The organism is Halobacillus litoralis, from assembly GCF_004101865.1.
Taxonomy (GTDB): Bacteria; Bacillota; Bacilli; order Bacillales; family Halobacillaceae; genus Halobacillus; species Halobacillus litoralis_A.
In genome coordinates, this window is the sequence record NZ_CP026118.1 from 1,891,543 (window position 1) to 1,905,111 (window position 13,569).

Here is a 13,569-nt window from a genome sequence, read left to right on the forward strand (position 1 = left end):
CATGGCTAAAAAAAATTACAAAGGAAGAATCATAGGTTTATTGATTGTCGCATTTATCACGACAAACGCTTTACTCATCTTTTTTGATGATAAGGAAAAGGTTGACCGCAAATCCTACATCAACGAATGGTCAAGGACCATCACCTATGATTTATTCGAAAAACTTCAAACAAGAGGTGTCTTCACTTCTGAAGAATCCAGTCCTGTGTATTTCAATGAGGAGACAGGCTCTTTCGGAGAATTTCTCGTCAAGGAAGGGGATTCAGTCAGTGAGGGTGATGACTTATACACGTACGAAGTCGAAAATTATTACCAGCAGGAAGCAAATCTTCAAGGAGAAATCAGCCGGTTGGAAGAGGAAATCGGAGCGATTGAGGACTACATAGATGAAGTAGAGGATTATACCATTCCTGATCCCCCTCAATCTGAAAATGACAGTCCTTTCGGCAGTGATGATTCTGAGGAGACACCTCCTCCTTCTTATGTGGAAACAGAGTTTCTGAAAGAAGAAAAAATTGCTGAAAAAGAAAAAGAGCTCGCTAAGCAGGAAGCGATGTTGGAAATGGTTGAAGACCAGCTTGACCAACTCCAGGATAATGGCGATCAAATAACTGTCACCAGCACTTTTTCAGGGACAGTCACCCATATTTCTGAAGAGTTGGAAGCTCCATTACTCACATTGGAATCCAGGAATCTTGTACTTGAAGGCGAACTGCGTGAAGGTGAACGCAAAGATGTTGAAGAAGGCATGTCAGCTGAAATTTCTGTGCCTGACCTTGATGTAGAAGCAACAGGCACCCTTGAATCTGTTGACGAATTCCCTGAGGATATGAAAGTTCATCGCTCAAGCCGATATCCTTACTCCATATCATTGGACGACGCAAATGAAGAGTTGCTTCCTGGATATCACGCAGATGTGAAACTTATCACTGATGAAGCTCTTGGGGTTGTCACTTCCTTGGAAACAGCTCTTGAAACAGACGAAAACCTATACGCATGGGTTATGAATGCTGAAGGACAGTTGGAACGCCGTGAAATCGAGTCCGGTCTGGAGGAAAATGGACTTGTTGAAATTGTATCTGGTTTAGAAGAAGGAGAGTGGTTAGCCATCTATCCGAAAGATGAATTCAGAGACGACGCTACATTCTTCACTCCACTGAAAATCGATGAGATGCCCGTTCAAGACCTGTTTAAAATAGAGCAGAAATCCATGATTACTTATGGTTTGCTCGGTATAATGTCCCGATGATTCTGTGACTATGAAACAGGCTCTTTACCTTAGGGCCTGTTTTTTTATTGGGCAGCATACGTATGTTTTGCAACTCTATTTATCACATGGGACGATATAAGTAAGAGAACATCTTTTTACTAGAAGGGGGAACAAAAATGAAACTCAGTGTATTGGATCAGTCCCCCATACTTTCAGGGATGAACCCACACGATGCACTCCAACAAACGACCGAATTAGCTAAATGGACAGATCGGCTCGGGTATCACCGCTTTTGGATTTCTGAACATCACAGTACAGAGACCTTGGCAGGATCCGCTCCAGAAATTTTAGCTGCCCACTTGGCCGCACATACGAATCAAATAAGAATTGGTACGGGAGGCGTACTCCTCCCCCATTATAGTTCTTATAAGGTAGCTGAATCTTTCCGATTACTTGAAACACTTCATCCTGGCAGGATAGATTTAGGTGTCGGACGGGCTCCCGGGGGCATGCCGAACGTCAACCTGGCTTTGAACCGAGGCAAGCTTCCGAATGTAGAAGGTTACCCGGCGCAAGTAGAAGAACTGATGGCTTATTTGCATGGTCAGGATCCTCAGGGTATGGATATATATGCGACACCATCCGGAGAAACGGCCCCACCTATTTGGATGCTTGGTTCAAGTGGTACAAGCGCTAGATTAGCCGCTGATTTAGGAGCATCCTATTCTTTCGCCCACTTCATCAATGGACGTGGAGGGATAAGAGCTATGGACCGGTACCAGGATTACTTCACCCCTTCCATGCAGCAGAATGTTCCGATTGCGAATGTCTCAGTTTTCGTCGTTTGTGCGGAGACAGATGAACACGCAGAATATCTTGCTTCAAGCCTGGACTTAGCCTTGCTCCAAATTGAACAGGGAGGGAAACGGACACACTTTCCCACACCAGAAGAAGCCCTTTCTCATTCCTGCTCTTTATTTGAAGAGGAAAGAATTCAGGACAACCGAAAACGCATGATTGTCGGTTCACCTGAAAAAGTAAAAGAAGAAATTGAACAATTAGCCAATAGCTATGGCGTAGATGAGGTCATTGTCAATACGATAGTCACTCCTTTTGATGATCGATTGAAATCATACGAACTCCTCGCCAATGTTTTTCAACTCCATAACGCGTAGAATTCCACTAAAACTACTATGATGCGTATCATAGTAGTTTTCTTATGTCTACACACTTCAAATAGCCCTGTCCATTTTCTTCAATGACCGTTCGCTTTTATAAAGGATACTTTCTCACCACAATATTAAGACTTATTTCCTATTCATATTGTCACAAAAACAACCGATACCAATAGTTGTCAGACATCATACAAAAGGAGTGATAAAAGTGAAACGTACATATAGCATATGCATTGTGTTTCTTTCAATGGTCGGTATATTGATTGGATGTGCAAATGATACAACAGGAGCAAATACAGCCAATGAAATCAGCGCGGGACTGATTGTTACCGAAAGTGGTCTTGGTGATGATTCTTTCAGTGACTCTGCCTTCCAGGGGCTCGAACAAGCACGAGACGAGTTGGGAATCACTTTCGACTATCGAGAGCCATTTGATCAGGATTATGAAAAGCACACGGAAGACCTGATTAAACAAGGACATGATGTCATCATCGGACTTGGCTATAATGCTCAACCAGCTATAGATACTCTAGCCGAAGAATACCCAGACCAAGCCTTCGTATTGATCGATGCTGTTTCAGAATTGGAGAATGTAACATCGATTACATTTAAGGAAGATGAAGGCAGTCACTTGATCGGGCTTATTGCAGGTATGAAAACAGAAACCAATACTGTCGGATTCATTGGCGGTGAAAACATTCCGGTCATTGAACGCTTTGAGAAAGGATTCAAGGCTGGTGTGAAAGAAGCAAACCCAGAGGCTACCGTATTGACGGAATATGCGGGAACTTTCGATGACGATCAAAAAGGTCAATCCATTACACAAGACATGGTTGAAGAAGGAGCGGATTATGTCTTCCCCGCTGCTGGATTTACAGGCATCGGTGCGTTGAAAGAAGCTCAAAAGCAGGGCATTTATGCTTTCGGAGTGGACAGCGATCAATATTTCGTTGCAGAAGAAGCAGTCGTAACCTCCATGTTAAAGAATGTGAATGTCGCGCTCTACGGCGTCATGCAACAGCTGAAAGATGGAAACGGACTAGAAGGTGGAGCAAGGACCTTGGGGATTGAAGAAAAAGGGGTCGGTCTTGCACCTATCCGACTCATTGAATTGAACAATGACGAACAAAGTTTGTTGGATAAAGCAACAGGAGAATAAAAGGGGGTAGTGGTATGACCATAGGACGGCGATTATATACGATGACACTGATTCCTTTACTATTGTGCCTTGCACTCATCGGGTTCATCGTTTTTCAAATGATTGATTTGCAACGCTCATCCAACCAGGATGTACAGATTCTCTTAGAAGGTAAAGAATTGCACGGCCAACTCGTCACGGTCGAACAAACATTGACGACTTACGGGTATAACCCTTCTGAAGCATCCAGAACAGAAGCGATGACTCAAATTGAACAGACGAATACCATTTTTTCAGACATGGAACCTCTCATCGTCACTGATGAGCAGGAGCGGTGGTACAATCAAGCAGAAGCAAAGTTTACAGACTGGCAGGAAGTAGCATCAGAAGCTTTGGCAAACAGTGATGTTAACGAAGTCCAGAGGCAGGCTTCTAGGACAGCAGGTATGATCAATGACATCTATATGCTGCAACAAGAGGCTCAGAGTTGGTATGACAATCGAATGAACGATCAGCAGAAAACGATACAAAACCTAATTCTGTTCACAGTGATAGCGGCAGCTGTACTCGTTGTGTTGTCGATTCTTTCTACTACACGATTGACGAAACACATCGCCAAACCATTAAAAAATTTAGCTGAAAAAGCTTCCGAGGTTGCAAAAGGAAATCTCACGACGACCATCGAAGTGGATGATCGCGAAAAAGACGAGATTGGACAATTGAAACGTTCATTCCAAGTCATGGTGGATAACTTGAAAGAAACTGTCCAGTCCGTCCATCATATCGGGAAAAATGTCGAAGATTTCAGTTCACGCCTGAATACGGAAATGACAGGGTTATCTGAAATCTCCAGCCAAGTGACGAACTCGACAGATGAACTGGCACAAGGAAGTCAGTCGATCTCCCATGATGTTCAAGATATGGCCGTATTAATGGATGAACTTCATCGTGGTTTTGAAACGAATACAGACAAGGGGCAGCAAGCAAGAAAGTCCAGCCAAGAAGCGCTTGCCTATGTCAATGATGGACAATCAAGTATTACGGAGCAGCGCTCCCTGATGGACCAAAGTTCAACCTCCATCTCACGCGTAGAAAATTCAGTGAAACATTTCATCCAATACACGGATCAAATTGAATCTACGGTCAACCTTGTCAATGATATCGCTGAACAGACGAACTTACTAGCCTTGAACGCAGCCATTGAAGCAGCAAGAGCAGGCGAGCACGGGAAAGGCTTTGCGGTTGTTGCTGAAGAGGTACGTAAGTTGGCTGACCAATCGACGGCTGCGACTGGTAACATTTCCGAAATGGTGACGCAGATACGGGACGGTGTCAAAGTTATCGATCGTGAAATGAAAGATACTGTTGAACTTTCCGATCGTCAAAACCAATCCGTTGACCAGTCCAAACAAGCCTTCGAGAAAATCAGTGCCCAGGTTTCTTCTATCGATCATCACTTAGAAGACCTTGTTCAAGGGCTCGAACAATCCAAACAACGAAGTGCGAAAGTAAATACTTCCGTTGAGAATGTCAGCAGCATCGTCGAAGAGACGGCTGCAGGTACAGAGGAAATTTCAGCTTCTACTGTGGAACAACAAACGGCCTTCCAGCAAATGATGGAAGAAACCGATAAACTTGAACGACTGGTTGCTGATTTGAATAAGCAATTACAGCACTTCAACTGGGAACAAACTTAAACGCAGTGCCGCTTCGACTTCATCGGAGCGGCATTTTTTTAAGAACGTTTCGGTCTGCCTGCCGGACGTTCCAATGACCGTAAATCTTCATCTATATTGATGACTTTTTGCTCTACCATCTGTCTTGCATCCTCTATCCCTTTATTATAGAAAAACGGACCCATCTCTTCAGCTATCACCTGTACCATTTGATCAGCTGCCAAATCACCGATTTCTTCCCCTCTATCGAGTTCGAAATGTTCTTTGATTCGTTCTTTCACATATTCTCTTTCTTCTTTTTTCAGTGATTTCATTCTCTTCCCCCCCTCTTTTTTCATACTACCACAGCTTGAACTGTTATAAATCGAGTTAAGCCAGCCCTACAGCACAAACTGAATCGTTGGGTTTTGTCGGCTTGATATGCACTTGTACTTCGTGGAAGCCCGCTTCGACTAACAATGCCCGCAATTGTCCTCCTATGACGACAGTCGTATCATCATTCGCTCCATTTTCATGAGGACAAAGAGTTAAGGCGATTTTCCCCCCTTCCCTTAACAACGAATGCAAATGCCCAAGAGTTTCTAATGGGGCTTCCCATAAGTTCAGGTTGTTAACAGAATACACCTTGTCGAGAGGTTGTGAGAAAGCTTCAAGATCACGTGCCGTTCCATTAATGATCCCCACTTGTTTGGCTTTTCCTTTTGCATGCAGCTTCCTCAAAACCGTTTCCACCATTACCTCAGAAGGGTCCGTCCCATAGAGGAAGACATTTTCAGTTTCAACCACCTTTTGAAGAGCTTTTCCCGGACCGAATCCTATTTCTAAGACTCTGTCGCCACGTTCAATATTTAAAAATGATAAGGTCCATTCATTCAACCGTTCATTTTCTTTATTCATAAACAACCCAGCTAATTTCCCTGCCATTCCGGACGGCCTTGCAAATTGCTCATATAACACATTCTCACTCCTTCCTCTTTCCTTTCCTTCTTTTACCCGAATCCGAGCACATTCATGCTCTGGCTCTGAGCATGATTAGTTTCCAACCACTTCTTTTGTTTGTATGATAGATGCAAGAGACACATTTTTCTTATTTTAAAAATGGTGATGATACGGGGGTTCATTATGAGAATATTGAGTATGATGGTGTTTTTCACTCTGCTGCTTTTGTCGGCTTGTGGAGAACCAACAGCGAATAAAACTGATTGGACAAATAAGAACTGGAAAGAAATCGAAAGTAACGCTGAAGATACGACGGTCCGGATGTTCATGTGGGGAGGGGATGAGGGCATCAATCAATACATCGATGAATGGATCGTTCCAAGGTTGAAAAAATCCTACGATATTACTTTAGAGCGTATCCCCATGGACACACCGGAAATTCTGCAAAAGCTTCAAACAGAAAAACAGGCAGGAAAACAGGATGGGACGATTGATATCATATGGATCAATGGCGAGAACTTCAAAAATGCGAAAGAGAACGAGCTACTGTTAGGTTCATTTACCGGCGTTCTTCCGAATTACAATGAATATTACCAGACAGAAGACCCGGCCTTTCTAACGGATTTCGGTACCCCTGTTGAAGGTATGGAAGCGCCCTGGGGAAAGGTGCAATTCGTTTTCCATTGTGATACAGCCAAAATAGAAAAGCCTCCACGTTCATTCGCTGAATTAAAATCATGGATTCATGAAAATCCTGGTAAGTTCACTTATCCGAGAGCAAAGGATTTTTCAGGCAATGCCTTCTTAAGACATGTCCTATACGCACAAGCAGAGCAGCCTTCAGACATCTTCAATCGACCATTGCAAGAAGAAAAAATATCAAATACAGCTGATCGGACATGGGAATATTTGAACGATATCGAACCAGACTTATGGCGGTCAGGCGACCACTATCCGGACAATTTGACTGAACTCGACCGCCTCTATAGTCAGGGGGAAGTATGGATGACGATGGGATATAATGAATCACGGGCAGAAGCATTAATAGAGGAAGGTGTTTTTCCAAGAACGACTCGTTCTTTTGTAATGGAACCAGGCTCCATAGGCAATACACACTTCCTATCCATCCCTTTTAATAGCTCTAATCAGCCTGGAGCTCTGACAGCTATTAATTTCATGCTTTCTCCTGAAGCGCAATTAGCGAAATACAAGCCTGACTACTGGGGAGAAAACACGCCTATCAGTATGGATAAAATACCTGAAGAGATACAGAAGGAATTCCATGCGGTCGAACGTGGAGAAAGTGTGCTTCCCACTAAAAAACTGGAAGAAAGTTTTCTTCCTGAGTCAGAAGCGTCTTACGTCGAATGGATGAAAGAACAATGGTTTAATGAAGTCGTTCAAAAATAAGAACTACTACTTATTCATTCCTGCAGTGCTATTTTTGACACTACCGCTTTATGGTTTCATGAATGCTATTTTTCATAGTCTTCAGACTGGAGAAGATTGGACATTCGATTACTATGCACAGCTATTACAGTCAGATCGGTTCATAACCTCCTTGTGGTTCAGCATTCGAACAGCATTAATAGCAACGGTCATATCCTTAATCATAGGTTTGTCCATCACCCGCCACTTTCACGGGTATTTGGAAAAAAACGCCCCCCGGCTGCTTGTATGGCTGCCTATGTTATTCCCCCACTTTGTCTGGGGATACATGGTCATTCTGTTACTTTCGGAAACTGGTTTGGCAGCGCAAATTTCAGTTTTAACAGGGGTATTGCCTGACACCGAAGCTTTCCCGATACTGACAAGAGATCCGAATGGAATCGGAATCATCATTACTTATGTCTGGAAGGAGATCCCTTTGGTCATTTTAATGTTGTTTCCGATTTACGCTTCCATCGACCCTGATTATTATGACCTTGTCGATACATTGGGCGGTAATGGATGGAGAAGGTTTTCAGCAGTAGAGCTTCCCCACCTGCTCCCTGTTCTAATTGAGACGTTTCTCATTGTTTTTTCATTTACGTTATCCGCTTATGAAGTACCAGCTCTGCTCGGTACGACATTTCCAGAAATGATCTCTGTACTTGGATATGAATGGTTTTATGGAAGTTCGTGGGACGATCGGCCACTGGCTTTCGCTGCTATGGTCAGTGTCAGTATAATGTTATTGATTTCAGCCGGTATTGGTTACCTGTATTTGAATAAAAATAGGTGGAAAGCGATGAGAGGAGGGCGATGATGAACTGGAAAAAGACGACCTTCTTACTTTTGGCGACCCTCCTTTTCATCGCGCCACTATTGCTTCTGTTTTTGCAAAGCTTCAGTGCACCCTGGCGATGGCAGGCAGGAATTGGAATCGAACTTCAATTGAAAAGCTACCAACAGCTTTTGAGTGATCCTATGTTATGGGAGGCTACTCTCTGGTCCATACTCATCGGATTTAGTGTTTTGGTCATTAATCTTGCTATAGGTTTATTTACAGGTAAAGCTTTAGCGTCACTATCATTCAAAGGGAAATCATTTGTTGAGGCATTATTGTTATCACCTATATTGATTCCTGTACTGGCAATAGCAATGGGCGTACATTTATTTATGATCCGTTTTGGTTTAGCAGATACGATGGCTGGAATCATCGTGATCCATTTGGTCCCGACCATTCCTTACAGCATTAAAATTTTCTATAACAATTATCGTCAACTAGGAACAAACATGCTGACACAATCGACAATTCTCGGTGCAAGCTTTCTTATACAGCTATTCACCGTAGAGATGCCACTGATGAAACCTGCGATCAGAAGTGTTACTTTCCTGACTATTGTCATCAGTCTCAGTCAATACGCAATCACAGCAATTATCGGAGGAGGCCGTATTGTCACTCTTCCTATGGTCTTCTTTCCGTTCATGGAAAATGCCAACCCATCATTGATGTCAGCATTTGCTGTATGGTTTGCGATCATCCCCATTGCCATGTATTTTGTCATAGAAGCACTGATCCTGCTGCTCCCTTATTCACGCATACCCTGGAGGAATCATAGATGAAGCACACGACTTTAGAAGTCAAACATGTAGTCAAACAATTTAACGAGGATACGGTACTAAATGGTCTTTCCTTTCAATTGGCGCAAGGGGAGATCCTTAGCATCGTAGGACCATCTGGAAGTGGAAAGACCACTTTATTGAGAATCCTTGCCGGTCTTGAAAAACCGACAGCGGGAACCATTTCTATGAACGGTCGTGAAATCACCAATCAAAAGGCCAACCGTCGCGACATCAGTCTTGTTTTTCAACAGCCATTACTTTTCCCGCATATGACGGTGGAAGAAAATATTGTCTACGGGGCCAAAGTCTCAAAGAAATATAAAAAGGAAAAAACAGACAAGCAGATCGCAGCCATTGGGATGGATCGCTATCGGAATCACTTTCCATCACAAATCTCAGGAGGCCAACAACAACGCACAGCTTTAGCTCGAGCAATGGCCACAGAACCTGAAATCATTTTGTTTGATGAACCTTTCAGCAGTCTGGATCCTAACTTACGTCAGGAACTCAGATATTGGGTCAGGGATTTTTTGGTCAAACAAGGAACGACAGCTATTTTCGTCACCCATGACCTTGAAGAAGCGATGATTATGGGGGATCAAATCGCCCTGTTTCAAGAAGGGGACTTCCAACAAATAGGGAAAGCAAGAGCAATACACGAGTCTCCTGCCAATAGGAAGGTCGCATCTTTTATAGGCGGTCACCTCATTTTGAATGAGAGCCGATTCGTCCCTTTGATGGAAATATCCTTGAACCCTACTGATTCCGTCAACGACACAATTTCTTATGATGGAAAAATTGAACATATTACTTATCAACACGGAAGAGCCATTGCCCATATTCATATAAAAGAGTTGAATCAAAAAATCTCTATCCCTGTGTCTGAAAAATCCCCCCTTCCGTCTGAGGTAACTCTTACAATTCCTGAATCAAGCGTACGTACGTTTCAAGGAAAACACTCATGAAAGCAAAAAGCATCGTTCAGGCGTTTCTTTTCTTACTTGTCTTCTTCGCAATGGCTTGGTTTGCAAGAAGTCAATTTGACGTAAGCCCTGCTAACATACGTACCTATATTTTATCTTTCGGAGTGGCTGGCCCGCTCATTTTTATGGGATTATATGTGATTGGACCTATCATAGCCTTCCCTACTTCCGTTCTATCACTGGGGGCCGCCTTTGCATACGGACTTTGGCCAGGAATGCTCTATATCGTGATCGGTGCCACCGGTGCAGGTGTGACCGGGTATCTGATGGGGAGATTCTTCGGGGATTCTGTATTGAAGTTCCAACAAGCTGAATGGTCTGAATCCATTTACTACCGCATGAGAGAACAAGGCTTCCTCTATGTATTCATCCTGCGCTTGATTCCGCTCGTTGGATTTGATATTTTAAGCTATTCAGCCGGCATGACACGAGTGAAGATTTCTTCTTTCGTTTTTGCAACCGTAATCGGGATGCTCCCTGGCACCTTCGCTTACAGTCTTGTTGGGACAAGTTTAGCGAGTGGAGATCGGACATTGATTTTTATTGCTCTCAGCATTTTTGCACTTTTACTTGTAACCACCTTTCTATTCAGAAACAAAGTGAGGACATGGCTGAAGATTTAATATCAAGACCATACACCAACCTGAAAATTATAACGAGTCCGATGCTAAACAGGGCCTTTAACCTTGTCTCCCATAAAAAAAGTCTTTGAATGTCCATAAAGGACGGTTCAAAGACTTTTTCATTGATATTCAGCCATGAATTCACGATCGATTTTGTTTTTCATTTTCCATGCTCTATGTGTATGAGAACTGAGTGGCCCATAAATCAGAAAGCCTTTCTTGCCACCTGTAGATAAAATATAGAGTGCACTTTTTTGGGGAACATAGGTATCCATCGGCTGACCACCTGTCAGATATTTATTCAAATTTTCCCAGAGCACCGGCCCTTGTCGCACTGCATATACCCCACTCTTCGGAAGGCTCGGAAAATCTATTAAAGTTACACAATCGCCTGCACCGAAGATATAATCATAATCCTTGAATTGCAGTGTCGGTCGCACAAGTGCAAATCCCTTTTGATCTGTGTCGATTGAGGAGCGTTCAAAAATTGCATCGCCCCGCGCACCACCTAACCAGAGGACGCCCGTGTGACGGACTTTATTACCTTGATCAGTCCGTACATATTGTTCGTAGATATCTTCTACTCTCTCATCCTTCCAAACATGAACCCCTTTATTAAGCAACAGCTTTTCAAGTTTTGATGAGATCCATTTTGGAGATTCAGACAAAATACGGTCAGCTGTAATCAACCTGACTTGACCAGGTATTCGATTCTGCTGTTTATAGGCCTGCATCGACAAGGCCATTTCTGTACCCGCTGCCCCGCCTCCTACAATCAATGGTTGAGAAGTTTCCCGCAACTCTTTCATCTGATCAATGAAGCGATGATTCGGTTTAATGGTTCTTGCGATGGTATCTTCAAAGGAAAGGGGTAAACTTTCCGAACCTATGTCGAAACTGATCACGTCGAAAGGATAAACGCTGCCATCCCCACATACGACCTTACGTTGAAGAGCCTTGAGAGTATGGGCTTTCTTCTGGATGAGCTGGACACCTGCATCCTTCGTCAGTTTTGTTATGTCTATACGCGTCTCTTCTTCTGAATAGATGCCCTCCGTGAATCCTGAAAACATTCCTGAATAATATTGATATTTTGAAGGGGAGATCATACAGACATCAACATTTCTAATGGGAGTCGCCTTCAACTGACGCAACACCTCTAAATGAGAATGACCTGCTCCTACCAACAATAAACGTTTTGACATTCTAGCACCTCCTTAAAGAAAACGTCCACATGAGGACCATGTGGACGGAGTTCCTAAAGACTCGCTTGCAAAAACTCTTCAACTTCTTCAGGAGTTTTTGCATTCGCACTATGCAAATGAGCTTTTTTATTTCCATTATTGAAAATCAATAAGCTCGGTATACCCATAACTTCATACTTTTCTGCGATTTCAGGAAGCTCATCCCTGTTTATATTGAACCAATCATATCCCTTATATTCCTCAAGAATATCTCCGATAAACATATCCATGCGCTTGCAATCCGGACACCAATCAGCTTCGAATTTAATAATGACAGGACGTTCACTTGCTATTGTTTCGTTGAATTTCTCAATGGTATGAATAGATTCCATTTCATTCATTCTCCTTTATTACATTTCTATATTTATCATAATGAATATCTGGTCTTTTGTCTTTCCATCCGCTCTATTTATACTCTACTCTTCCTAATAACCAAGCAGCCAGCAGACCACCAACAAACGTGATGATACTTACGATCCACATCGTTAGATTCTCTGGTACTCCAGGAAAAATCACAAAGACTGAACCGATCACAAGTCCGATTATGATCGCGAACGTGCCGGAAGTATAATTCTCCAAAAAGAATTTAACGATTTTACTCATCACAACAATTCCGCATACTATCCCTAAACCTACCACAGCGATAATATCCAACTGAAAATCAGAGATCCCACTCACTACCGTCGAATAGACACCGATGATCAGCAGGATGAATGAACCACTTATGCCAGGAAGAATCATTGCACTACTGGCGATCCATCCGGAGAAGAACAGTAAAATATAAGTGGAAAAGGTGATATTTTGCATCGGTTCTGATTCACTTGTCTGAAAAAAGACCATTGATGCTACAATGACTGCTCCAATCAAAACAAGCATATAATGTTTACCCTTGAATTGATGCTTCATATCCGCTTTGTGCACTAAGTATGGCAGGACCCCGATAATCAACCCAAGAAAGAAAAATTGAGTCGGCCCGGGGTAATGTTCGAATAACCATTCAATTAATTTTGCCAAGAGAGCAATCGAGGTGACGACCCCAATTCCAAGTGGCACTAAAAACTTCAAATGCTTCTTCCACTCTTTACTGAAGAGTCCATTGATTGCTTCAATCAGCCGATCATAAATGCCTAAGACGACCGCAATTGTTCCACCACTGACACCTGGGACTACGTCACTCGCCCCCATCAGTATTCCGCGGTAGATATTTTTCCATTCCCACATCTCTTTTGCCCCTTTACATAGTACATGATCTATTCTATCAAACTTCTTCAAGCTTTTATGATACATTCTCTTGAAAAAAAATACAAAGGATGTATCAAAAGTATAAACACACCTGGACAGAGTCGCCAAACTTAAACAAACCTTTGACCAGAATTCAAAACCCTAAGCAATTTCATTTTTGTTTATTTTATTCGAAAGAACCTAAAACTCAAGATTGTGTTAAACCTCCCCTTTTTGACATGTTTTTTATAGGTTAATGTAGGGAATAACTAAATCAATACTTAATTTCAAAAATTAAATATCCAAGTGGTT

The 13,569-nt window shown here is 42.6% G+C and carries 14 protein-coding genes; 9 read left to right on the forward strand and 5 right to left on the reverse strand.

What is annotated here, in order from left to right; genetic code table 11:
* The first annotated feature begins 1 nt into the window (after position 1).
* The 4 genes from HLI_RS09490 to HLI_RS09505 all read left to right on the forward strand — a co-directional run bounded on the left by HLI_RS09490 (position 2) and on the right by HLI_RS09505 (position 5,220).
* Positions 2-1,249, forward strand: a complete 1,248-nt coding sequence (locus HLI_RS09490; protein WP_128524753.1) for an efflux RND transporter periplasmic adaptor subunit — start codon at positions 2-4, stop codon at positions 1,247-1,249.
* 137 nt (positions 1,250-1,386) lie between these two features.
* Complete coding sequence (locus HLI_RS09495; protein ID WP_128524754.1) at positions 1,387-2,385, forward strand: LLM class flavin-dependent oxidoreductase; 999 nt, start codon at positions 1,387-1,389, stop codon at positions 2,383-2,385.
* Positions 2,386-2,593: 208 nt separating this feature from the next.
* Complete coding sequence (locus HLI_RS09500; protein WP_241655970.1) at positions 2,594-3,544, forward strand: BMP family lipoprotein; 951 nt, start codon at positions 2,594-2,596, stop codon at positions 3,542-3,544.
* Between the two features lie 14 nt (positions 3,545-3,558).
* The gene (locus tag HLI_RS09505; RefSeq protein WP_128524755.1) at positions 3,559-5,220 is read left to right on the forward strand and encodes a methyl-accepting chemotaxis protein; all 1,662 of its coding nucleotides are present in this window, start codon (positions 3,559-3,561) and stop codon (positions 5,218-5,220) included.
* Between the two features lie 38 nt (positions 5,221-5,258).
* Here the strand turns inward: HLI_RS09505 and HLI_RS09510 are convergent, their stop codons facing one another.
* Positions 5,259-5,513, reverse strand: a complete 255-nt coding sequence (locus HLI_RS09510; RefSeq protein WP_128524756.1) for a DUF2164 domain-containing protein — start codon at positions 5,511-5,513, stop codon at positions 5,259-5,261.
* Between the two features lie 55 nt (positions 5,514-5,568).
* Complete coding sequence (locus HLI_RS09515) at positions 5,569-6,156, reverse strand: class I SAM-dependent methyltransferase (RefSeq protein WP_128524757.1); 588 nt, start codon at positions 6,154-6,156, stop codon at positions 5,569-5,571.
* Between the two features lie 165 nt (positions 6,157-6,321).
* Between HLI_RS09515 and HLI_RS09520 the strand changes: the two genes are divergently transcribed.
* The 5 genes from HLI_RS09520 to HLI_RS09540 are packed head-to-tail and all read left to right on the forward strand — an operon-like array spanning position 6,322 to position 10,792.
* Entirely contained in the window at positions 6,322-7,548 is a 1,227-nt protein-coding gene (locus HLI_RS09520; protein ID WP_241655971.1) for an ABC transporter substrate-binding protein, read from the forward strand.
* Positions 7,529-8,386 carry an ABC transporter permease gene (locus HLI_RS09525; RefSeq protein ID WP_128524759.1) on the forward strand — a complete coding sequence of 286 codons (858 nt, stop codon included), beginning with the start codon at positions 7,529-7,531 and terminating at the stop codon, positions 8,384-8,386. Before HLI_RS09520 ends, HLI_RS09525 begins: the two co-directional genes overlap by 20 nt.
* On the forward strand, positions 8,386-9,186 hold the full coding sequence (locus HLI_RS09530; protein WP_128524760.1) for an ABC transporter permease: 801 nt from the start codon (positions 8,386-8,388) through the stop codon (positions 9,184-9,186). The genes HLI_RS09525 and HLI_RS09530 overlap by 1 nt, the downstream gene beginning before the upstream one ends.
* Positions 9,183-10,151, forward strand: a complete 969-nt coding sequence (ccmA, locus tag HLI_RS09535; protein WP_128524761.1) for a heme ABC exporter ATP-binding protein CcmA — start codon at positions 9,183-9,185, stop codon at positions 10,149-10,151. The genes HLI_RS09530 and ccmA overlap by 4 nt, the downstream gene beginning before the upstream one ends.
* Positions 10,148-10,792 (forward strand): TVP38/TMEM64 family protein, encoded by a 645-nt coding sequence (locus HLI_RS09540; protein ID WP_128524762.1) that lies wholly within the window; start codon positions 10,148-10,150, stop codon positions 10,790-10,792. The genes ccmA and HLI_RS09540 overlap by 4 nt, the downstream gene beginning before the upstream one ends.
* A 119-nt stretch (positions 10,793-10,911) precedes the next feature.
* Here HLI_RS09540 and HLI_RS09545 read toward each other — a convergent pair whose 3' ends face one another.
* From HLI_RS09545 to HLI_RS09555, 3 genes are all read right to left on the reverse strand, one after another.
* Positions 10,912-11,997 carry an FAD-dependent oxidoreductase gene (locus HLI_RS09545; protein ID WP_128524763.1) on the reverse strand — a complete coding sequence of 362 codons (1,086 nt, stop codon included), beginning with the start codon at positions 11,995-11,997 and terminating at the stop codon, positions 10,912-10,914.
* 53 nt (positions 11,998-12,050) lie between these two features.
* Positions 12,051-12,368, reverse strand: a complete 318-nt coding sequence (locus HLI_RS09550; protein WP_128524764.1) for a thioredoxin family protein — start codon at positions 12,366-12,368, stop codon at positions 12,051-12,053.
* Positions 12,369-12,441: 73 nt separating this feature from the next.
* Positions 12,442-13,257 carry a DUF368 domain-containing protein gene (locus HLI_RS09555; RefSeq protein ID WP_128524765.1) on the reverse strand — a complete coding sequence of 272 codons (816 nt, stop codon included), beginning with the start codon at positions 13,255-13,257 and terminating at the stop codon, positions 12,442-12,444.
* Positions 13,258-13,569 lie beyond the last annotated feature (312 nt).

Excerpts from the sequence above, each read along its gene's own strand:
- HLI_RS09490 (WP_128524753.1), top strand. The coding sequence starts at position 2 with ATGGCTAAAAAAAATTACAAAGGAAGAATCATAGGTTTATTGATTGTC.
- HLI_RS09550 (WP_128524764.1), bottom strand. The coding sequence starts at position 12,368 with ATGGAATCTATTCATACCATTGAGAAATTCAACGAAACAATAGCAAGT.
- HLI_RS09520 (WP_241655971.1), top strand. The coding sequence starts at position 6,322 with ATGAGAATATTGAGTATGATGGTGTTTTTCACTCTGCTGCTTTTGTCG.
- HLI_RS09545 (WP_128524763.1), bottom strand. The coding sequence starts at position 11,997 with ATGTCAAAACGTTTATTGTTGGTAGGAGCAGGTCATTCTCATTTAGAG.
- HLI_RS09510 (WP_128524756.1), bottom strand. The coding sequence starts at position 5,513 with ATGAAATCACTGAAAAAAGAAGAAAGAGAATATGTGAAAGAACGAATC.
- ccmA (WP_128524761.1), top strand. The coding sequence starts at position 9,183 with ATGAAGCACACGACTTTAGAAGTCAAACATGTAGTCAAACAATTTAAC.
- HLI_RS09555 (WP_128524765.1), bottom strand. The coding sequence starts at position 13,257 with ATGTGGGAATGGAAAAATATCTACCGCGGAATACTGATGGGGGCGAGT.
- HLI_RS09530 (WP_128524760.1), top strand. The coding sequence starts at position 8,386 with ATGAACTGGAAAAAGACGACCTTCTTACTTTTGGCGACCCTCCTTTTC.
- HLI_RS09495 (WP_128524754.1), top strand. The coding sequence starts at position 1,387 with ATGAAACTCAGTGTATTGGATCAGTCCCCCATACTTTCAGGGATGAAC.
- HLI_RS09505 (WP_128524755.1), top strand. The coding sequence starts at position 3,559 with ATGACCATAGGACGGCGATTATATACGATGACACTGATTCCTTTACTA.
- HLI_RS09540 (WP_128524762.1), top strand. The coding sequence starts at position 10,148 with ATGAAAGCAAAAAGCATCGTTCAGGCGTTTCTTTTCTTACTTGTCTTC.
- HLI_RS09525 (WP_128524759.1), top strand. The coding sequence starts at position 7,529 with ATGAAGTCGTTCAAAAATAAGAACTACTACTTATTCATTCCTGCAGTG.